The organism is Pseudomonas sp., assembly GCF_049653025.1.
In the GTDB taxonomy this organism is placed as follows: Bacteria; Pseudomonadota; Gammaproteobacteria; order Pseudomonadales; family Pseudomonadaceae; genus Aquipseudomonas.
In genome coordinates this window covers 215,150-234,187 of record NZ_JBASFM010000017.1, presented here as the reverse complement: position 1 = coordinate 234,187, position 19,038 = coordinate 215,150, and the positions used below count along the sequence as shown (strand labels likewise).

20 protein-coding genes, 1 other RNA gene and 1 riboswitch are annotated in these 19,038 nt (G+C 62.1%); of the genes, 18 read left to right on the top strand and 3 right to left on the bottom strand.

All coding sequences use genetic code 11. The features are described 5' to 3' along the window. The first annotated feature begins 30 nt into the window (after positions 1 to 30). The 6 genes from WBK23_RS15030 (at position 31) to trhA (ending at position 8,279) form a co-directional block, all read left to right on the top strand. Positions 31 to 1,212 (top strand): CaiB/BaiF CoA transferase family protein, encoded by a 1,182-nt coding sequence (locus WBK23_RS15030; RefSeq protein WP_424484735.1) that lies wholly within the window; start codon positions 31 to 33, stop codon positions 1,210 to 1,212. 206 nt (positions 1,213 to 1,418) lie between these two features. Beyond that, entirely contained in the window at positions 1,419 to 1,928 is a 510-nt protein-coding gene (locus tag WBK23_RS15025; protein ID WP_424484734.1) for a molybdopterin-dependent oxidoreductase, read from the top strand. A gap of 2 nt (positions 1,929 to 1,930) precedes the next feature. Next, positions 1,931 to 4,972 carry a response regulator gene (locus WBK23_RS15020; RefSeq protein WP_424484733.1) on the top strand — a complete coding sequence of 1,014 codons (3,042 nt, stop codon included), beginning with the start codon at positions 1,931 to 1,933 and terminating at the stop codon, positions 4,970 to 4,972. Then, positions 4,969 to 6,084 (top strand): response regulator, encoded by a 1,116-nt coding sequence (locus WBK23_RS15015; protein ID WP_424484732.1) that lies wholly within the window; start codon positions 4,969 to 4,971, stop codon positions 6,082 to 6,084. The genes WBK23_RS15020 and WBK23_RS15015 overlap by 4 nt, the downstream gene beginning before the upstream one ends. A 36-nt stretch (positions 6,085 to 6,120) precedes the next feature. Next, positions 6,121 to 7,557 (top strand): response regulator, encoded by a 1,437-nt coding sequence (locus tag WBK23_RS15010; protein WP_424484731.1) that lies wholly within the window; start codon positions 6,121 to 6,123, stop codon positions 7,555 to 7,557. Between the two features lie 104 nt (positions 7,558 to 7,661). Continuing rightward, entirely contained in the window at positions 7,662 to 8,279 is a 618-nt protein-coding gene (trhA, locus tag WBK23_RS15005) for a PAQR family membrane homeostasis protein TrhA (RefSeq protein WP_424484730.1), read from the top strand. A gap of 14 nt (positions 8,280 to 8,293) precedes the next feature. Here trhA and WBK23_RS15000 read toward each other — a convergent pair whose 3' ends face one another. The 3 genes from WBK23_RS15000 to WBK23_RS14990 form a co-directional block, all read right to left on the bottom strand. Then, a complete protein-coding gene (locus WBK23_RS15000) occupies positions 8,294 to 8,788 on the bottom strand; it encodes a SprT family zinc-dependent metalloprotease (RefSeq protein ID WP_424484729.1) in 495 nt (164 codons plus the stop codon). A gap of 111 nt (positions 8,789 to 8,899) precedes the next feature. Further along, the gene (locus tag WBK23_RS14995; RefSeq protein WP_424484728.1) at positions 8,900 to 9,499 is read right to left on the bottom strand and encodes a Yip1 family protein; all 600 of its coding nucleotides are present in this window, start codon (positions 9,497 to 9,499) and stop codon (positions 8,900 to 8,902) included. Positions 9,500 to 9,657: 158 nt separating this feature from the next. After that, positions 9,658 to 10,260, bottom strand: coding sequence for a DNA-J related domain-containing protein (locus tag WBK23_RS14990; RefSeq protein WP_424484727.1), 603 nt, complete (start codon positions 10,258 to 10,260; stop codon positions 9,658 to 9,660). A 97-nt stretch (positions 10,261 to 10,357) separates the two neighbouring features. Between WBK23_RS14990 and ttcA the strand changes: the two genes are divergently transcribed. The 12 genes from ttcA (at position 10,358) to cbiB (ending at position 19,038) form a co-directional block, all read left to right on the top strand. Further along, positions 10,358 to 11,182 (top strand): tRNA 2-thiocytidine(32) synthetase TtcA, encoded by an 825-nt coding sequence (ttcA, locus tag WBK23_RS14985; RefSeq protein ID WP_424484726.1) that lies wholly within the window; start codon positions 10,358 to 10,360, stop codon positions 11,180 to 11,182. A 31-nt stretch (positions 11,183 to 11,213) separates the two neighbouring features. Further along, positions 11,214 to 11,885 carry a DNA-3-methyladenine glycosylase I gene (locus WBK23_RS14980; protein ID WP_424484725.1) on the top strand — a complete coding sequence of 224 codons (672 nt, stop codon included), beginning with the start codon at positions 11,214 to 11,216 and terminating at the stop codon, positions 11,883 to 11,885. Positions 11,886 to 11,936: 51 nt separating this feature from the next. Next, positions 11,937 to 12,009: non-coding RNA, sX9 sRNA (locus tag WBK23_RS14975), on the top strand. A 16-nt stretch (positions 12,010 to 12,025) separates the two neighbouring features. After that, entirely contained in the window at positions 12,026 to 12,784 is a 759-nt protein-coding gene (locus WBK23_RS14970) for an NAD-dependent deacylase (protein ID WP_424484724.1), read from the top strand. Positions 12,785 to 12,860: 76 nt separating this feature from the next. Beyond that, on the top strand, positions 12,861 to 13,475 hold the full coding sequence (locus tag WBK23_RS14965) for a C40 family peptidase (RefSeq protein WP_424484723.1): 615 nt from the start codon (positions 12,861 to 12,863) through the stop codon (positions 13,473 to 13,475). Positions 13,476 to 13,636: 161 nt separating this feature from the next. Beyond that, the gene (locus WBK23_RS14960; protein ID WP_424484722.1) at positions 13,637 to 14,161 is read left to right on the top strand and encodes a C40 family peptidase; all 525 of its coding nucleotides are present in this window, start codon (positions 13,637 to 13,639) and stop codon (positions 14,159 to 14,161) included. Between the two features lie 27 nt (positions 14,162 to 14,188). Continuing rightward, entirely contained in the window at positions 14,189 to 14,851 is a 663-nt protein-coding gene (locus WBK23_RS14955; protein ID WP_424484721.1) for an O-methyltransferase, read from the top strand. A 6-nt stretch (positions 14,852 to 14,857) separates the two neighbouring features. After that, the gene (locus tag WBK23_RS14950; protein ID WP_424484720.1) at positions 14,858 to 15,178 is read left to right on the top strand and encodes a hypothetical protein; all 321 of its coding nucleotides are present in this window, start codon (positions 14,858 to 14,860) and stop codon (positions 15,176 to 15,178) included. A 60-nt stretch (positions 15,179 to 15,238) separates the two neighbouring features. After that, positions 15,239 to 15,463, top strand: a riboswitch (cobalamin riboswitch). Between the two features lie 110 nt (positions 15,464 to 15,573). Beyond that, positions 15,574 to 16,185, top strand: a complete 612-nt coding sequence (cobO, locus tag WBK23_RS14945; protein ID WP_424484719.1) for a cob(I)yrinic acid a,c-diamide adenosyltransferase — start codon at positions 15,574 to 15,576, stop codon at positions 16,183 to 16,185. Beyond that, positions 16,182 to 17,489 carry a cobyrinate a,c-diamide synthase gene (locus WBK23_RS14940; protein WP_424484718.1) on the top strand — a complete coding sequence of 436 codons (1,308 nt, stop codon included), beginning with the start codon at positions 16,182 to 16,184 and terminating at the stop codon, positions 17,487 to 17,489. The genes cobO and WBK23_RS14940 overlap by 4 nt, the downstream gene beginning before the upstream one ends. After that, positions 17,486 to 18,133: a 5,6-dimethylbenzimidazole synthase gene (gene bluB / locus WBK23_RS14935; RefSeq protein WP_424484717.1), complete on the top strand. Its 648-nt coding sequence runs from the start codon at positions 17,486 to 17,488 to the stop codon at positions 18,131 to 18,133. Before WBK23_RS14940 ends, bluB begins: the two co-directional genes overlap by 4 nt. Further along, a complete protein-coding gene (gene cbiB / locus WBK23_RS14930; RefSeq protein ID WP_424484716.1) occupies positions 18,130 to 19,038 on the top strand; it encodes an adenosylcobinamide-phosphate synthase CbiB in 909 nt (302 codons plus the stop codon). The genes bluB and cbiB overlap by 4 nt, the downstream gene beginning before the upstream one ends.

Here is a 19,038-nt window from a genome sequence, read left to right as displayed (position 1 = left end):
CGGCATCAACGATTATCCAAAGGAGCTGTTATGTCGGGCCCGTTGTCGTCCCTGAAAGTGCTGGATTTCTCCACCCTGTTGCCGGGGCCGTTTGCCTCGTTGCTGCTCGCCGACATGGGTGCCGAGGTGCTGCGTATCGAATCGCCGAGCCGCATGGACCTGGTGCGCGTACTGCCACCGCACGATGGAGGCGTATCGGCCAGCCATGCCTACCTCAACCGCAACAAGCGCTGCATCGCCCTGGACCTGAAAAAGGCCGAGGCGGTAGAGATGGTCAAGCAGCTGGTGGCCGAGTACGACATCGTGCTGGAGCAATTTCGCCCAGGGGTGATGGACAAGCTCGGCGTGGGTTATGAAGCGCTGAAGGCGATCAACCCGAAGCTGATTTATGTGTCGATCACTGGCTACGGCCAGAGCGGCCCATACAAGGATCGCGCTGGCCACGACATCAACTACCTGGCCCTGGCCGGTATCGCCAGCTACACCGGGCGGCGCGAAACCGGGCCGCTGCCGCTGGGCATTCAGGCAGCCGATATCGCTGGCGGTTCGCTGCACGGAGTGATCGGCCTGCTGGCAGCAGTGATTCAGCGCCAAGCCACGGGGCAGGGCCAGCAGGTGGACATCAGCATGACTGACTGCGCATTCAGCCTGCATGGCATGGCCGGCGCGGGCTACCTGGCGGCTGGCGTAGAGCCGGCGATGGAGAACCAGGCGCTGAATGGCGGCAGCTTCTACGACTACTACCGCAGCCGCGATGGCCGCTGGTTCTCGGTCGGCAGCCTGGAGCCGCAGTTTATGCAGCAGTTTTGCGCCGCCATCGGTCGTCCGGAGCTGGCTGCGCGCGGCCTGTCGCCGAAGCCGGAGGATCAGCGGGCGCTCAAGCGCGAGATCGAAATCGAGTTCGAGAAACGCGATTTCGCCGAGTGGAGCCAGGTGTTTGCCGGGCTGGATGCCTGCGTGGAACCGATGCTCAACCTCAGCGAAGCGGTCGAGCATCCACAGCTCAAGGCCCGCGGCCTGGTCACCGAGGTGCCCCGCGCCGGCAGCGGCCCGCAGAAGCAGATTTCCTGCCCGATCAAGTTCTCCAGCGGTTTGCCCGCGCCTCGGCATATCGGCGCGGTACTCGGCGCACACACCGCCGAAGTGCTCGCCGAACTGGGTTATACGACCGAGCAGATTGCCCAGCTGAAAGCGGCCAAGGTGGTGGCCTGAATCGGCCTGCTGTTTCAGGCAGAGCCTGTCGGCATTAGGGCTGGCGTTGCTACTCAATCTCATGCATTAATCGGCACAGACAAGGCTTGCAGCTAGCAACTGTTCTACTCTTTGACAACCATTCGCCCGTCTGCGCGGATGGCTCTCATGGAGCATTCTGCTGCCTGCCGTGTTATCTCCGAATAATGGATGTGAGGGGAACGCCTGTGTCTATCCGTCACTGTTACCTGCAGGCGCTTGCGCTGAGTACGTTGCTGCTGTTCTCGGGGCTGAGCCTGGCGCTGGAAAAACCCATAGGCCCAGCGGTACTGCGCATCTCCGGGCTGGTCACGCAGCCGAACATGCTGCAGCAGGCCGTGTTCGACATGCAGATGCTGCAAGCCTTGCCGCAACACAGTTTCACCACGCAGACCCCCTGGTACCCCGAACCGGTCAAGTTCACCGGACCCTTGCTGCGCCATGTGCTGGCGGCTGCCGGAAGCGCGGGTGAGAACATCACCGCCATTGCGCTGAACGATTACCGCACCGAGATTCCGTTTAGCGACGCACTCAAGTACGAGCTGATCGTGGCCATCCTGATGAATGGCCAGCCCATGCCGGTGCGTGAAAAAGGCCCGCTGTTTCTCGTCTACCCCTTCGATAGCCAGGCCGAGCTGCAAGCTGCGACGTTCTATAATCGCTCGGCCTGGCAACTGCGCGCGCTGCAGATCAAATAATCATGCGCAAGCAACGACTGCTGTGGTTGTTGATCGCCAGTCTGGTGCTGCTGTATGTGGCGATCGGGGCGATTCTGGCGCATCAGTACCGCAGCTTGAGCGAGGTCATGAGCAGCGGTGACGACAACGCGCTGTGGGCCTTTGCCCAGCTGAGTACCGAGTACCAGCGGTTTGACCATGCGCTGCATGCCTACATCCTTGATCCCGTGGTGCCACGGCGTAATCAGGCAGCTGATCGGCCCGGCAGCATGGGCATCGACGAGCTGCAGTTGCGTTACGACATCTTCGTCAGCCGCGTCAGCACTATTCAGACCGAGTCGGCAATGCGGCTGATGGGCGATGAGGCGATCTACCAGCAAACCCTGCAGGAGCTGGTGGCGTTTGTCAGCACCGCCGATGCCGCGCTTGAGGCTTTTGCCCGGCGTGGCACAGCCCTGGATGCGCCCTTGTTGCGCGAGCAGTTGCAGGTGCTGCAGGAAGATATCCAGGAACTTGGCTACACCTCCGCTCAGTTGGCGGCGCGCACCGTCGATGAACGCAATGCCGAGCTGCGCCAGCAAGTCATCATCACCACCGCGCTGACCCTGTTTCAGGGCATGCTGACCCTGATGTTCGGCCTGGCCATGCTGCGCCAGTTCCGCCAGCGCGAGCAGGCGCAAGAAGCCTTGTTGTCGGCGCAAGGCAAGCTGGTTGAGGCCTTGCAGGAAAATGAAGAAGTGCTCGAAGGGCGCGTGCAGCTACGCACCCAGGAGCTGGCCGAGGCCAACCAGGCCCTGCGCGAGCATGAGGCGGAATTGCAGATCGCCCGGGCCAAGGCCGAGGGCGCATCGCAATTGAAGTCGGATTTCCTCGCCAATATGAGCCACGAGATCCGCACGCCGATGAATGCGGTGATCGGCATGAGCCACCTGGTGCTGGGCACCGAGCTGACCAGCAAGCAGCGCGATTATGTGGAGAAGATCCAGCGCTCGGGCCAGCACCTGCTCGGGCTGATCAACGATATTCTCGATCTGAGCAAGATCGAGGCCGGCAAGCTGGAAGTCGAGGCGGTGCCGTTCGGGGTGCAGGCGGTGCTGGAGAACATGGCCAGCCTGATCGGCGAGAAATGTGCGAGCAAGGACCTTGAGCTGATCTTCGACATCGACCCGGCACTGCCCGAGGCGCTGTTGGGCGACCCCCTGCGCTTGGGGCAGGTGCTGATCAACTATGCCAATAATGCAGTCAAGTTCACCGAACGTGGCGAGATCGTGATCCGTGCGCGTTTGCTGGCTCGGGATGCTCAAGGCGTGCGCGTGCGTTTCGAGGTGCAGGATTCCGGTATCGGCCTCTCTCCCGAGCAGCAGGCGCGGTTGTTCCAGTCCTTTCAACAGGCCGACAGTTCCACCACACGCAAATACGGTGGCACCGGGCTGGGGTTGGCCATTTCGCGCAAGCTGGCGGCCTTGATGGAAGGGGAGGTCGGCGTCGAAAGCGTGCTGGGGCAGGGCAGCACATTCTGGTTCACCGCGCGGCTAGGCGTACTTGAGCGGCAGCCACAGCAGTCGTTCCTGCCCGCGCCGGATCTGCGCAACCGCCGCGTGCTGGTGGTTGATGACAACCCGCAGGCCCTGCATATCCATGCCAGCCTGCTGCGTTCGATGAGTTTCCAGGTTAGTGAAGCGGCCTCCGGTGAGCAGGCGCTGACGTTGGCGGCGGAGGCCTGCCGCGCCGGGCAGCCTTTCGAGGTGGCGTTTGTCGACTGGAAGATGCCCGGCATCAATGGCCTGGAAACCTGCCGCCAGCTGGCCGCGCTTGAGCCCGCGCCGCAGCCGGTGATTGTCACCGGCTATGGGCGTGAGGAGGTGTTTCACGAGGCCGAGCAGGCGGGTATTCCATTGCTGCTGGTCAAACCTGTCAGCCCTTCGTTGCTGTTCGATGCGGCCATTCGCGCCCTCGGTGGCGTCAGCACGGCCGACACCTCGGCGCGCTCGAGCACGATCAGCCGGCAGAACCTCAACCCGTTGCAAGGCGCGCGGGTGCTGTTGGTCGATGACAATGACCTGAACCAGCAGGTCGGCCGTGACCTGCTGGAAGCCGCCGGGGTACAGGTGGCCGTTGCCGAGAATGGTCAGGTGGCGCTGGATATGCTGGCGCGTAGCGATTACCAACTGGTGCTGATGGATATGCAGATGCCGGTGATGGATGGCCTGAGCGCCACCCGGCAGATTCGCGCCAACCCGCGTTGGGCCGATTTGCCGGTGCTGGCGATGACCGCCAATGCCATGAGCAGCGACCGTGAGCAATGCTTTGCCGTGGGGATGAATGCACACCTGGCTAAGCCGATCGATCCCGATGAGTTGTTCAGCCTGCTGCTGAAATGGCTGCCCGCGAATGCACAGCCTGCTGCTAGCGTCTCGACTGCGCGCCAGCCGGGCAGTGCCGAGACGCAGTTTCCGCCGATTGCCGGGGTCGATGTGCAAGCCGGCCTGCGCCGCGTACTGAACAAGCGCGCGGCTTACGAATCGATGTTGCATAAATTTATCCAGGGGCAGGCCGCTGCTGCAGCGCAGGCGCAGCAATGCCTCGCCGAGGGCCGCCCCGACGACGCTATCCTCACCCTGCATACCCTCAAGGGCACCGCGGCGACCATTGGTGCCGAGCGTTTGGCCGAGCAGGCCGGGGTGCTTGAAGATGCCCTCAAGCAGGGGCAGTCAGGTGTTCAGTTCGACGCGCAACTCACAGTCTTGGGCAGCAGTTGCAGCGAATTGATCGCTCGCCTGCAAGCGGTTTTACCCGCGCAAGCGGTGGTTGAGGCGGCCCAGGGCGACATCGACTGGCCCCGCGTGCGGCAGTTGGTGGCCCGGTTGGAGTTTCTGCTTGGCGATGATGATGCCGACGCCATCGAGTTGTTCGAGCGCGAGGCGGCGCTGTTCAAGGCTGTGCTGCGGCAGGGCTTTGCTCCGTTGGAGCGGGCCATCAATAGCTACATCCTGGACGACGCACTGCTGGTACTGCAGGCGGCAATTCAGGACAACCCGCAGCTGAGTAAGGATACGACGCGATGAGCATGGAACTGGGGAGCCGTGAGCGGCCGACGATTCTGGTGGTGGATGACACCCCGGATAACCTGTCGCTGATGAGTGGCCTGCTGCGCGACGCTTACAAGGTCAAGCTGGCACCGAGCGGTGAGCGAGCGCTGCAGGTGGTCAGTGGCGAGAGCAAGCCCGACCTGATTCTGCTCGACATCATGATGCCGGGCATGGATGGCTACGAGGTGCTGCGGCGCTTGCAGCAGGATGCGGCCGCGGCAAGCATTCCGGTGATTTTCCTGACGGCCATGACGGCGGCCGAGGATGAGAAAATCGGCCTGGACTTGGGCGCGGTCGATTACATCAGCAAACCGATCAACCCGGCGATCGTGCTGGCCAGGGTGCACACGCAACTGCAGCTGAAATTTGCCCGTGACGTTCTGCAGAACCACAATGAGTTTCTCGAACGTGAGGTGGCAAAGCGCACCCGCGAAGTGGTGGCGATTCAGGACGTGACGATCCGAGCGATCACTTCATTGGCGGAAACCCGTGACAACGAGACGGGCAATCACATCCGACGTACCCAGCATTACGTGCGCCTGTTGGCCGAGCACCTGCAGGCGCACCCGCGCTTCAGTGCCGAGCTGAGTGCTGAAAATATCGAGTCGTTGTTCAAGTCGGCACCCCTGCATGACATCGGCAAGGTCGGCATTCCCGATCGCATCCTGCTCAAGCCCGGGCGTTTGGACGCCGATGAGTTTGAAATCATGAAAACCCACACCACCCTGGGTCGCGACGCCATCGTGCAGGCCGAGCAGGAGCTGGGCGAGTCCATCACGTTCTTGCGCTACGCCAAGGAAATTGCCTACTCGCACCAGGAGAAGTGGGATGGCAGTGGTTATCCCCAGGGGCTGGTCGCAGAGGCGATTCCATTGTCGGCGCGGTTGATGGCGCTGGCCGATGTGTATGACGCCTTGATTTCGCAGCGGGTGTACAAGCCGGCCTTTTCCCATGACAAAGCGCTAGAGATCATCCGCGAGGGACGCGGCAACCATTTTGATCCCGATATCGTCGACGGTTTTTTGCAGATCAGCGATGGCTTTGCCCAGATCGCCCGGCAATATGGCGATGAATCGATAAAGCCATAGCAGGATTTTCCTGGCGCAGCAGAGGTGCTCCACCGCATGCCAAACAATGCCATCACGCTGTTAGTTGTCGATAGCGACCCCATGCTGACCCGCGCCCTGGTCGAGGAGTTGCAACGCCAGGGCTTTGCCCAGGTTGTGCAGGCCAATGATGTTGCCAGTGCCTTGCAGCAATTGCGGCAGCTGCCCGCGTCACTGGTCTTGAGTGAGCAGAATCTGTCCGGCTCCACGGGCTTGGCGTTATTTGAAGCCATGCGCAGCGAAGAGGCTTTGGCGGATATTCCCTTCGTCCTGATGTCCAGTGCCATGCAGCGCCAGGATGTGCAACGTGCTATTCAGTTGGGCGTCCGCGATTTATTGGTCAAACCCTTTACCACCCAGCGTTTGCTCGAGCGGATTCAGCGCTCGCTGCAGCGCGATGACCTGCTGGTGCCACCTGATCAGCCAGCAAGTGCGGAGCGTGCGAGCATCCTGGTGGTGGATGACACTCCGGACAATCTGCAATTGCTGGCGGGGCTGTTTCGCGATCAGTTCAAGGTCAAGTTGGCGCATAACGGCGAGAAGGCGATTGCCATCTGCCATTCGGACAACCCACCGGATCTGATCCTGCTCGACGTCATGATGCCCGACATGGATGGCTTCGAAGTAGCGCGCAGGCTGCGCCAGCATCATGCCTCGGAACATATCCCGATCATTTTCGTCACGGCCCTGAGTGATGCGCGCTCACGTGAGCAGGGGCTGGCGCTTGGCGCAGTGGATTATGTATTCAAGCCGATAGATCCGACCCTGCTGCAGCTTCGCGTGCGCAACCTGATGCGTTACGTCGAGCACCGCCGGCAACTGCAGATCGACCTGGATCAGCTGCTGGAGCTGGCGGCGCTGCGTGCCGACATGCTGCACTTGGTCAGTCATGACCTGCTGCAACCGCTGACACAATGCCGTGCGACGCTGCACGACCTGAGCCAGGATGCCGAGCTTAATCCCACCCAGAAACAACAGGTGCAACTAGCCACGCAGGGCGGGCAGCAGATGCAGGAACTGCTCGAGATGGCCAGTGAGCAGTTGTCCCTGGAGGCCGGGCAGCGTGAGTTGCGTCCTGAGAGTCTTCGGTTGAACCCGCTGCTGCGTGAGTTGATCGCCTTGCTGCGCCAGCGTTATGGCGACCGCGGCGTCGAGATCCAACTGGAGACCGCGCTGGGCAGCAGCGCCACGGTAATGGCCGACCCAGGGCTCTGCCATGCCTTGCTCTACCGCGTGCTCAAGCATGCTCACAGCGCCTGTCCGGTTGGCAGCCAGTTGAGCCTGGTGATGATCGATGAGAGTCCGGTGCAGGTGAGGTTAGTGCTGCCCACGCGCCCCATTCAGGCCAAACCCCTGGCGGCGGCCAGAGCCTTGGCGCGTGCCCAGGGCGGAGATGTGCAGCAGGACGATGACGGCCCGGGCTGCGTTATTCGGGTCAGCCTGCCACGCGCCTGAGCCAACGCTCAGGCTTTGCGAGCAAAAGGATGCTCGTCAAATAGTTAATTTTCCGGCATAAGCCTGGTGCATTCGAGTCGGCTGACTGTTCGGGAACGGAAAACATGTATCACGGGGAACGCTTCAACGCCTGGACGCATTTGGTCGGGGCGCTGCTGGCCTGCGCCGGGGCAGTGTGGCTATTGGTGCTGGCGAGCCTGGATGGCGAGCTGCGCAAGATCATCAGTGTCGCCATCTATGGCCTGACCCTGGTGCTGCTGTACAGCATCTCCACGCTGTATCACAGCGTGCAGGGCCGGGCGAAAGTGCTGATGCGCAAGCTCGATCATCTGTCGATCTATTTGCTGATTGCCGGCAGCTATACGCCGTTCTGTTTGATAACACTTGAAGGTGCCTGGGGCTGGACGCTGTTCGGCATCGTCTGGACGCTGGCGGTGATCGGCATGTTGCAGGAGATCAAGCCGCGTTCCGAGGCGCGCGTGCTGTCGATTGTGATCTACGCGGTGATGGGCTGGATTGTGCTTATTGCAGTCAAACCGCTGCTTGCCGCGCTGGGCATGACTGGGTTTATCTGGCTGGCCGGCGGCGGGGTGCTGTACACGGTGGGCATCATCTTCTTCGCATATGACAGCCGCTTTCGCCACTGGCATGGCATCTGGCACCTGTTCGTCATGGGTGGCAGCCTGATGCACTTTGTCGCTGTACTGCGTTACGTGCTGTAAAGCGCCGTAGCGCGTTACTCAACGCGCTGTTCGCCCGTATAGCTCAAAGTCACCTTGCAACGCCTGCAGTAGTAGCGCCGGCCTTTGCCGACCAGGGAGTGGCGCTGGGCGGAAAACGGAAACTCCCCTTGCGGGCAGCTGCAACGGTAGATATAGCGGCTGACCGTGCGCCGCTGCACCGCATAGCTGTGGCAGCGGTTGGGCGGCAGCTCATACACGCCGCGCATGATCAGCTGCCATTCCTCGCCGTGGGGCTGGATCTTCAGACCAAACAGCTGATGGGCGATCAGGTGCGCCACTTCGTGGGGCACTGTCTGTTTGAGGAAGTCTTCGCGGTTTTCCCGGTACAGCTGTGGGTTGAAGCGCAGCTTGTTTTCCGTCAGGTGCGCCACGCCGGCCTTTTGTCCGCGCAGCTTGAAGCACACTTCGGCGCGGCGAAAAGGCTGCTTGAAGAACACTTCGGCCTGCTGATAGCAGTGTTCTACGCGTTGGATGAGTTGTTCGGGCATGGAGGCTTGAGGGTGGGGAAAGGCGCTGATTATGCCGAAGCAGCGCAACGATCACAGCCCTGAAACGACGAAACCACCCGTAGGTGGTTTCGTCTTGTTTCGTCAGTAGTCCTAGCTGGTGTACACCGGGCCAACGCCAAAGCCCCAGAGAATTACTGAGCTGGCAATCATCGCCACCAGTACCACCAGGCCTACCGCCAGTACCGAGCTGGAGAACATAAAGCCTTCATCCTCCGGTATGCCCATAAAGGTCGGTATGCCGACGTAAAGTAGGTAGACCGTGTAACAGATGGCCGCCGTGCCCATCACCATGGCCAGCCATAGATGCGGATAAAGCGCCGCGAGCCCGCCGATAAACAATGGGGTGGCGGTATAGGCCGCGAACACCACGCATTGGGTCAGGCTGGGGCTGGCATCGTAGGTGCGCGCCATCCAGTGGATAAAGGCCCCCATGACCGCGATGCCGGCGAGCATCGCCAGGTAGGTCATGATGGTCATTTGCAGTGCACTGGCTTCGGTCAGCATTACCGGGGCTCGGTCGCCGATTGACCAGCCGACCTGGGTAGTGCCGATATAAGCAGAGATTGCGGGAATAGCCGCGAGAATCAGAACGTGGGTGAGATACATGTGGCTGATGGATTCTTCTTCGCCACGGATTTCCTGCCATTCCTGGTCAGGATGGGTGAATAGCCCCCAAACGTGATGGATCATGCCAGACCTCCTATTGTTATAGCGGTCGCCCCCCAGCGCAGCGCCTGATTCGCATGTACAGCGTGATCAGGTACAAGGCCGAACCTATGCGACCGTATGTCGCAGTATAGGCAGGCGTTTGTGGGGAAAAAGGCGCGGCGTTAGAGCAAATCGGACTCTCAAAGTCGGCCGTAATAGCGTTCGAGGATTTCCATGGCCTTGTTGATCGACTGCAGGCGTGCCGTGCTGCCGCCGCGATCGGGATGGTGCTGGCTGACCAGTTGCCGGTAGCGGTGCTTGATAGTGGCGAGATTGAGCGCTTGCGCATTGCCTTCGAGTTCAAACAGCTCCAGTGCCGCCTGTTTTTCTTCGCTGCCGTGCATGCGCGTCCAGAAGCTCAGCAGCAACTTGGCCACATCCTGCTCATCGGTGTCGCTGAGTTGGCTGAGGTCCAGGTAGTAGTCGCGCAGCGGGTCGTGCTCGCTCAGCTCAGTGCTGCCGGGCTGGTAGGGCAGTAACTGGATATTCAGCGCACTGATCTGCAGATAACCGCTCTGCGTCGCCCACAGCCGTTCACGCAGGCGATAGAGGGCGTTGAACAGCAGAAAATGCGTGCGAAACAGCACCAGCTTGTCGGTTAGCGGCAGGTTGGGGATATGCGTGCAGTGGCGGTCTTTCAATTGCTGAATCAAGGCGTACTCAGCCAGGCCGGCAGGCGCGGCGCACAGTAGCTGATGCAGTTGGTCCGGCAGGTCGAGGCCAGGGTCTAGATCGTCGTTCATCGGCCGAGCCTAGCATTTCAGCAACTGCGGGGTAGGGCGCGTCACGCTTTCTGGGTAAAATGCCGCACTTTCGTAAGCCTCCGGATTCCAGCGCACCATGGGCACCCTCTCGGTCAATCAGAACAAACTGCAAAAACGCCTGCGTCGCCAGGCCGGCGAAGCCGTTGCCGACTTCAACATGATCGAGGATGGCGACAAGGTCATGGTCTGCCTGTCCGGCGGCAAGGACAGCTACACCATGCTCGACGTGCTGCTGCACCTGCAGAAGGTTGCACCGATCAAGTTCGAGATCGTTGCAGTGAACATGGACCAGAAGCAGCCCGGCTTCCCTGAGCACGTGCTGCCTGCGTATCTGGAGTCCATCGGCGTGCCCTACCACATTGTCGAGAAGGACACCTATTCGGTGGTCAAGGAGAAAATCCCGGAAGGCAAGACCACCTGCTCGCTGTGCTCGCGCCTGCGCCGCGGCACGCTGTACACCTTCGCCGATGAGATCGGCGCGACCAAGATGGCCCTGGGGCATCACCGCGACGACATCCTGGAAACCTTCTTCCTCAATATGTTCTACGGCGGCACGCTCAAGGCCATGCCGCCCAAGCTGCGTGCCGACGATGGTCGCAACGTGGTGATTCGCCCGCTGGCCTATTGCAGCGAGAGCGACATCGAGGCCTACAGCGTGCTCAAGGAATTCCCGATCATTCCATGCAACCTCTGTGGCTCGCAGGAAAACCTGCAGCGCCAGGTGGTCAAGGAGATGCTCCAGGACTGGGAGCGCAAGTCGCCGGGCCGTACCGAGATCATGTTCCGCGCCCTGCAGAACGTGGTGCCGTCGCAGCTGGCCGACCGCAACCTGTTCGACTTCAAGAGCCTGAAAATCGACGAGAACGCCGCCTCGCGTTTTCTCGATGTAATGAATCTCTGACCCAGCGGTTTCCCGGCTCAAGGACTGCCCGATGCGCGATTACAAATGGCTTAACGAGTATTGCCTGAACCGCTTTGGCTCGGCCGCTGCGCTGGAGTCGATCCTGCCGCAGCCGCGCAGTGATGCCGAGTTGCACAGCTTGAGCGATGACCGCTACCTGTCGACCATCAGCCTGCGGGTGTTTCGTGCCGGCCTCAAGCACAGCTTGGTGGATGCCAAATGGCCGGCCTTCGAGGAAGTGTTCTTCGGCTTTGATCCGGAGAAAGTGGTGCTGATGGGCGCGGAGCGTCTGGAAAACCTGATGCAGGATGCGCGCATCATCCGCCACCTGGGCAAGCTCAAGAGCGTGCCGCGCAACGCCCAGTTCATCCTCGATGTGCGTCAGGAGAAGGGCAGCTTCGGCGCGCTGATCGCCGACTGGCCGGTGAGCGATATCGTCGGCCTGTGGAAGTATCTGGCCAAGCACGGCAGCCAACTCGGCGGCCTGTCTGCGCCACGCCTGCTGCGCATGCTCGGCAAGGACACTTTTATTCCGACCGACGATATGGTCGCCGCACTCAAGGCGCAGCAGGTCATCGACAAGGCCCCCACCAGCCTGAAAGAGCTGGCGGCGGTACAGGCCGCGTTCAACCAGTGGCATGAACAGAGCGGAAGGCCGTTGTGTCAGCTCTCGGTGATGCTGGCGCATACGGTCAATCACTGACAAAGCTACTGCGCGAGTGTGATCTCGGGTTGGGCGGTGCTCGGAATCCTCATGTACTACTCGTACACTCCGGTTCCTGTGCTCCGGCCGCCCCAAGCTGACACCCGCTCGCTACGCTTTGGATTTCGCGAGGAGGTCTTATGGAGCAGGACATCATCCGCGTTGCCCAGGTCATCCGGCATGCCGAACGCATCCTGTTGATCACCGGTGCCGGGCTGTCCGCCGACTCTGGTTTGCCCACTTACCGCGGCCTCGGTGGCCTGTACAACGGCCACACCGCCGAAGGCTTGCCGATTGAGGCGGCGCTTTCAGGCCCGATGCTGCAACGCGATCCGGCGTTGTGCTGGAAATACCTGGCTGAGCTGGGCAAGGCCTGTCTGGGCGCGCAGGCGAATGCCGGGCACCATGCGATTGCCGAGCTGCAACGCAGAAAGCCGCACTGCTGGCTGCTGACCCAGAATATCGACGGTTACCACCGCTCCGCCGGCAGCCCGGCGGAGCGCATGATTGAGATCCATGGTGAGTTGGCACCGCTGTATTGCCAGTCCTGTGGCGCTGTCGATGCTGAGCTGGCCGAGCATCTCGAACGGCCACTGCCGCCCAGGTGCGCGCAATGCGCTGGGGTGCTGCGCCCGCCGGTGGTGCTGTTCGAGGAAATGCTCCCCGAGCAGGCCATCGACACGCTCTACGGCGAGGTGCGCAAGGGCTTCGAGGTGGTGATCAGCATCGGCACCAGCGCGAGCTTCCCTTATATAGTCGAGCCACTGCTGCGCACCCGCCAGGCGGGCGGCTTTACCGTGGAAATCAACCCGCAGCGTACCGACTTGAGCGCTCGCGTGGATGTGCACCTGCAAGGGCGAGCCTTAGATGTGCTGCCGGAACTACTGAGTCACATTTAGGGCCATAGAATTTGCAAATGCATGCCATAGAAGGCATAGTCGCGCTCTTATAAAATTCTCCGACACGGTCGTGCCCATGCTAAAACGCCTCGCACCCCTCGTGCCTATCGCACTCTCCATGGCTCTGGCCGCCTGCGCCAACCATGCCCCACAGTCAGAGCTGGCAAGCCAGCCGGCCGTGTTCTCCTCGACAGAACTTGCTGATTTTGACGAGCAAGCCAAAGAAGCTGCTCTGGGCGACTTCACTGAAGACAAAGCCTACAAACTGCCGCAGCTGGCCGACAGCATCCTGACTCATGGCCTGTCGCTGGTGGGCACCCGTTATCGTTACGGTGGCAGCACGGTCAAGTCCGGCTTCGATTGCAGCGGTTTTATCGGCTACCTGTTCAAGGAAGAGCTGGGCATGAAACTGCCGCGCTCGTCCCGCGAGATGATCAACATCGACGCCCCGCTGGTGGCGCGTGATGAGCTGGAGCCGGGCGATCTGCTGTTCTTCAGCACCAATGGCCGTAACCGCGTCAGCCATGCCGGTATCTATATGGGCGATAACCAGTTTATCCACTCCAGTAGCAGCCGCAGCGGCGGTGTGCGGGTCGATAGCCTGGAAGATCGCTACTGGTCGCGTACCTTTATCGAGGCCAAACGTGCCCTGGCGCTGGCTCCAAGCGAGTCGGTTGTACGTCACCCCTGAGCCCTGTGAGTGGCGGCTGAATCTGTTCGGCCGCTGCAATTAAGTGATATCTCAGGCTCATCTCGATAGTTTTCAACAACCTGCCAAGCAAAGCTAAAGCTTGCACTGCGATGTGCAAGCCGGCAGAGTAGGGCGCATCCCGGCTCAGGATCGCCTCGCCCATGACCGCTATCGCCCGTCTCAGCTTGATTCTGCTGGCCGCGCTGCTCAGCGCCTGCGCCAGCAATGCCCCCGCACCAAGCCCGCAACCCATTACGCATACCCCCATCAGCGGCTTTAACGGCAATGCCGATGATGTGCTGTTTCGCGCCCTGGGCCTGGTCGGCACGCCTTATCGCTACGGCGGCAATACTCCGGATGGCGGTTTTGATTGCAGTGGCCTGATTGGCTACGTCTACCGCGATGCGGCCGGTATCCGCCTGCCGCGTTCGACCCGTGAGCTGATCAGCATGCGCGCCCCAGGCGTTCGCCGCGATGCCCTGCAAAGTGGTGATCTGGTGTTCTTCGCCACCAATGGCGGCAGTCAGGTTAGCCATGCCGGCATCTATGTCGGCGAAGGGCGCTTCGTCCACGCGCCCTCCAGTGGCGGTACCGTGCGCCTGGACAGCCTGAGCAACACTTACTGGCAGCGCACCTACCTGAACGCCAAGCGTGTATTCACCCCGGAGCTGGCGCGTAACCCCTGACCGCCGTGGTTTGCAGAGGGAGTTGGCATGACCAACCGAACGCTCAATCTCGATACCGCCCTGTATCACTACCTGCTGGATGTTTCCCTGCGTGAAACGCCGCTGCTCAAGCGTCTGCGTGAGGAAACCGCGCAGCTGAGCATGGCGCGTTGGCAGATTGCCCCCGAGCAGGGCCAGTTTATGGCCTTGCTGGTGCAGCTGATGGGCGCACGACGGATTGTCGAAGTGGGTACTTTTACCGGCTACAGCGCCCTGTGCATGGCCCAGGCCATGCCTGAGGATGGGCGGCTGATCTGCTGCGATACCCCTGGCGAATACAACGCCACGGCCGAGCGTTACTGGCGCGAAGCGGGCCTTAGTGCGCGCATCGAACAGCGTTTAGCCCCGGCGCTACAGACCCTGGCGGCGCTGGAGGCTGAAGGCCTGGCGGGCAGTATCGATCTGCTGTTTATCGATGCCGACAAGGCCAATTACCCCGTCTATCTGGAGCATGCCCTCAGGCTGGTGCGCCAGGGTGGGCTGATTCTGTTCGATAACACCCTGTGGAGCGGCCGTGTGCTTGAGGAAAACCCCGAAAGCGCCGACACCCGAGCGATTCAGGCACTCAACCTGGCGTTGCGTGATGATCCGCGCGTCGACCTGTCTGTGCTGCCGCTGGGCGATGGCCTGAGCCTGTGCCGTAAACGCTAAGCCCGTATGCCTGAACCGATTCGTCTGCCCGAACAGCCTGATGCCTGCGAACTCTGCGCCCGCGCTGCAGTTTTGACCCGCCATCATCTGATCCCCAAGGCGCTGCACAACAAGGTCTATGTGCAGAAGCGCTTCGGTAAAAGCGAGCGCATCAGCGCCACGCTCTGGGTCTGCCGCGCTTGTCACAACCAGATCCACCGCCTGTTCAGCGAGAAGGAGCTGGCGCTGACCTATAACAGTCGCGATAGCCTGCTCAGTGATGAACGCCTGCGTACGTTTGTTGAGTGGCTGGCCAGCAAGCCCGCAGGCTTTATGCCCAGGCATTGACCGGCTATTTCAATATTGCAGGCGGCGCATTCGTTTGACGCTTAATCGCGAACTCTCTACCCTTCGCGCCTTGTAGCAGGTGCCCCCGACGCTGAGCGTGTGCGGGGTGAAACAGGGAAGTCGGTGCGTTGTGCGTCACCACGCCAGCCATTCCGACGCTGCCCCCGCAACGGTAAGTGAGTCAAACGCCGCAAGTGCCACTGTGCTGCACGCATGGGAAGGCGCGGCTTAGAACCTAGGGGTTCGCTCACAAGCCCGGAGACCGGCCTGTTGCAGTCCACGGCATCGCGGAGGGCGATGGCTGGCGCGTGGTTTGCGCTGTTTGCGAGCCCGCGTCTTGTCTATCCCCGCATGCTTTTTCCAGCCAGATCGCCCTGTGGCGGTGGAGCAATGCGATGACTGAATCGATTGAGCGTGACGCCCGGCACAAGGCGCGCATGGCCCGCAAGAAAGCCCTGATCGACGAGAAGATTGCCCAGGCCCAGGACGAATACGGCCTGCTGCTGGTGCACAGCGGCAATGGCAAGGGCAAGAGCAGCAGCGCCTTCGGCATGGTCGCCCGCGCCTTGGGCCATGGCATCAAGGTCGGTGTGGTGCAATTTATCAAGGGCGCGGCCAGCACCGGCGAAGAAACCTTCTTCCGCCGCTTTCCCGACGAAGTCAGCTACCACGTGATGGGTGAGGGCTTTACCTGGGAAACCCAGGATCGCCAGCGCGATATCGACAAGGCCCGCGAGGCCTGGGCGGTGGCGACGCAATTGCTGAATGACCCGGCCATCGGCCTGGTGGTGCTGGATGAGCTGAATATTGCCCTCAAGCATGGCTACCTGGAACTCGATGCGGTGCTCGCCGATATCGAAGCACGGCCGCTGCTGCAGCATGTGGTGGTCACCGGTCGTGGCGCGCTGCCGGGGATGATCGAGGCGGCGGATACCGTCACCGAGATGAGCCTGGTCAAGCACGCCTTCAAGGCCGGGGTGAAGGCGCAGAAGGGAGTCGAGTTTTGAGCAGCGCTCGCTCATGCCCGGCACTGTTGATCGCCGCGCCGGCCTCCGGCCAGGGCAAGACCACGGTGACCGCCGCCTTGGCACGTTTGCATGCACGCCAAGGCAAGCGCGTGCGGGTGTTCAAGTGCGGCCCGGACTTTCTCGACCCGATGATTCTCGCCCGTGCCAGCGGCGCGCCGGTGTATCAGCTCGACCTGTGGATGGTTGGCGAGGCCGAGAGTCGTCGCCTGCTCTGGGACGCGGCGGGCGAGGCCGATCTGATTCTGATCGAGGGGGTGATGGGCCTGTTCGATGGCACACCGTCGGCGGCCGACCTGGCCCGGCACTTCGGCGTGCCGGTGCTGGCGGTGATCGACGGCTCGGCCATGGCCCAGACCTTCGGTGCCATGGCCCATGGCCTGGCAACCTTTCAGCCTGATTTGCCGTTCTCCGGGGTGCTCGGCAACCGGGTCGGCAGCACGCGACATGGCGAGATCCTGCGCGATGCGCTACCGGCCTCGATCCGCTGGTACGGCGCGTTGCCGCGCAGCGCCGAGGTCGGCTTGCCGAGTCGCCATCTGGGCCTGGTGCAGGCGGGTGAGCTGACTGATCTGGATGCGCGTCTGGATGCCGCTGCCGATGCCTTGGCCGCCAGCGCCGATACCAGCTTGCCAGCGCCGGTCAGCTTCGCCGCCCCCGAGCAGGCAAGGCCCGCGCCGCTGCTCAAGGGTGTGCGGATTGGTGTAGCGCGCGACAGCGCCTTTGCCTTTCTTTATCAGGCCAATCTCGATCTGCTGCGCGAATTGGGTGCGGAGCTTAGGTTTTTCTCGCCATTAATCGACAACCAGCTGCCAGAGGTCGATAGCCTCTATCTGCCCGGTGGTTACCCGGAGCTGCACCTGGCCCAGCTTGAGGCCAACCAGCCGATGGCGGATGCCATTCGAGCGCACCATGCAGCCGGTAAGCCGATCCATGCCGAGTGCGGTGGCATGCTCTATCTGCTCGATAAATTGACCGACAAGCAGGGCGCGAGCGGGCAGATGCTCGGCCTGTTAAACGGCGAGGCGATCCTGCAACCGCGCATGACCGCCATGGCCCTGCAACAGGCTGCACTGCCGGAAGGGCTGTTGCGCGGCCACAGCTTCCACTACTCGGCGCTAAGCAGCGAACTGCAGCCGCTGACTTGCGGCGAATGCCCGAACTACAAGCGCACCGCCGAGGCGGTCTATCGCCAGGGGCGGATGACGGCTTCCTATATCCACTTCTATCTGCCGTCCGATCCAGCGGCTGCCGCCGCGCTGTTTCACCCCGGAGTGCCGGCATGAGTGAGCAGGCCTTCAGCCCCGAGGAGTGCGCGGCGGTGTACCGCGCTATCGCCGAGCGCCGCGATATGCGCCATTTCAGCGGTGGTGAGGTAGCCCCCGAACTGCTCGCACGCCTGCTCGAAGCCGCGCATCAGGCCCCCAGCGTCGGCCTGATGCAGCCCTGGCGGTTTATTCGCATCACCCGCCCGGCCTTGCGCGAGGCGATTCACGGCCTGGTGGAGGAGGAGCGGGTGCGCACCGCCGAGGCCCTGGGTGAGCGCAGCGATGAATTTATGCGGCTCAAGGTCGAGGGCATCCGCGACTGCGCCGAGCTGCTGGTGGTGGCCCTGATGGAGGGCCGCGAGGCCCATGTGTTCGGCCGCCGCACCCTGCCGGAAATGGACCTGGCGTCCCTAGCCTGTGCTATTCAGAACCTCTGGCTGGCCGCCCGCGCCGAAGGATTGGGCATGGGCTGGGTGTCACTGTTCGAGCCCCAGGCCCTGGCGGATCTGCTCGGTATGCCGGTCGGTAGCAAGCCACTGGCGGTGCTGTGCCTGGGGCCGGTCACGGCCTTCTATGATGCGCCGATGCTGGCGCAGCAAGGCTGGGCCGAGCCTCGACCGCTTAGCGAATTGCTGTTCGAGAACCACTGGGGCATGCCATGAGCCTGGTTCTTAGCACCTGCGCCGGGGTCGCCCTGGATGCCGTGTTTGGCGAGTCCAAGGGCTGGCATCCGCTGGTGGCGTTCGGGCAGTTGGCTGAGCGTCTTGAGCAACGCTTCAACCCAGCGGGCGGTGGTTGGCGTAGCCATGGTGTCAGTGCCTGGTGTCTGGCGGTATTGCCGCTGACGTTGCTGGCCTGGCTGCTGAGCCAGATCAGCGGGCTGGGTTGGGCGGTGGAGATTGTCGCGCTGTATGCCGCCCTGGGCCTGAAAAGCTTGGGCGAGCATGCCATGCCGGTGGCCCAGGCTTTGCGTCTGGGCGACCTGCGCCTGGCGCGCGAGCGAGTCGGTTATATGGTCAGCCGCAATACCGCGCAGCTGGACGCCGCCGGAGTGGCTCGGGCGGGCAGCGAATCGGTGCTGGAAAACGGCAGTGACGCGGTATTCGCCGCGCTGTTCTGGTTTGTGCTTGCCGGTGCGCCGGGCGTGGTGCTGTATCGCCTGAGCAATACCCTGGACGCCATGTGGGGCTATCGTAACGAGCGCTTCGAGCGCTTCGGCTGGGCCGCGGCGAAGATCGACGATGTACTCAATTACTTACCGGCGCGGCTGGTCGCACTGACCTACGCGCTGCTTGGCCGCACGATGCTGGCTCTGCGTTGCTGGCGTACCCAGGCACCGCTATGGGACAGCCCGAATGCCGGTCCGGTAATGGCGGCCGGTGCCGGGGCGCTGGGCGTCAGCCTGGGCGGCGCGGCGGAATATCACGGCGAGCTGCATCTGCGCCCGGAACTGGGCGCGGGGCCGCAACCCAAGGCGCGGGATATCGAACGGGCGCTCAATCTGGTCAACGGCGGTGTGCTGCTGTGGCTGGCGCTGCTGCTGTTGTGGGGGGCTTTTTATGCGTGA

Coding starts and splice junctions, on each gene's coding strand:
- WBK23_RS15015 (WP_424484732.1), top strand. CDS start 4,969: ATGAGCATGGAACTGGGGAGCCGTGAGCGGCCGACGATTCTGGTGGTG.
- WBK23_RS15010 (WP_424484731.1), top strand. CDS start 6,121: ATGCCAAACAATGCCATCACGCTGTTAGTTGTCGATAGCGACCCCATG.
- WBK23_RS15030 (WP_424484735.1), top strand. CDS start 31: ATGTCGGGCCCGTTGTCGTCCCTGAAAGTGCTGGATTTCTCCACCCTG.
- WBK23_RS14955 (WP_424484721.1), top strand. CDS start 14,189: ATGACCAACCGAACGCTCAATCTCGATACCGCCCTGTATCACTACCTG.
- cbiB (WP_424484716.1), top strand. CDS start 18,130: ATGAGCCTGGTTCTTAGCACCTGCGCCGGGGTCGCCCTGGATGCCGTG.
- bluB (WP_424484717.1), top strand. CDS start 17,486: ATGAGTGAGCAGGCCTTCAGCCCCGAGGAGTGCGCGGCGGTGTACCGC.
- WBK23_RS14950 (WP_424484720.1), top strand. CDS start 14,858: ATGCCTGAACCGATTCGTCTGCCCGAACAGCCTGATGCCTGCGAACTC.
- WBK23_RS14960 (WP_424484722.1), top strand. CDS start 13,637: ATGACCGCTATCGCCCGTCTCAGCTTGATTCTGCTGGCCGCGCTGCTC.
- WBK23_RS14970 (WP_424484724.1), top strand. CDS start 12,026: ATGGAGCAGGACATCATCCGCGTTGCCCAGGTCATCCGGCATGCCGAA.
- trhA (WP_424484730.1), top strand. CDS start 7,662: ATGTATCACGGGGAACGCTTCAACGCCTGGACGCATTTGGTCGGGGCG.
- ttcA (WP_424484726.1), top strand. CDS start 10,358: ATGGGCACCCTCTCGGTCAATCAGAACAAACTGCAAAAACGCCTGCGT.
- cobO (WP_424484719.1), top strand. CDS start 15,574: ATGACTGAATCGATTGAGCGTGACGCCCGGCACAAGGCGCGCATGGCC.
- WBK23_RS14980 (WP_424484725.1), top strand. CDS start 11,214: ATGCGCGATTACAAATGGCTTAACGAGTATTGCCTGAACCGCTTTGGC.
- WBK23_RS14995 (WP_424484728.1), bottom strand. CDS start 9,499: ATGATCCATCACGTTTGGGGGCTATTCACCCATCCTGACCAGGAATGG.
- WBK23_RS15000 (WP_424484729.1), bottom strand. CDS start 8,788: ATGCCCGAACAACTCATCCAACGCGTAGAACACTGCTATCAGCAGGCC.
- WBK23_RS15020 (WP_424484733.1), top strand. CDS start 1,931: ATGCGCAAGCAACGACTGCTGTGGTTGTTGATCGCCAGTCTGGTGCTG.
- WBK23_RS14965 (WP_424484723.1), top strand. CDS start 12,861: ATGCTAAAACGCCTCGCACCCCTCGTGCCTATCGCACTCTCCATGGCT.
- WBK23_RS14990 (WP_424484727.1), bottom strand. CDS start 10,260: ATGAACGACGATCTAGACCCTGGCCTCGACCTGCCGGACCAACTGCAT.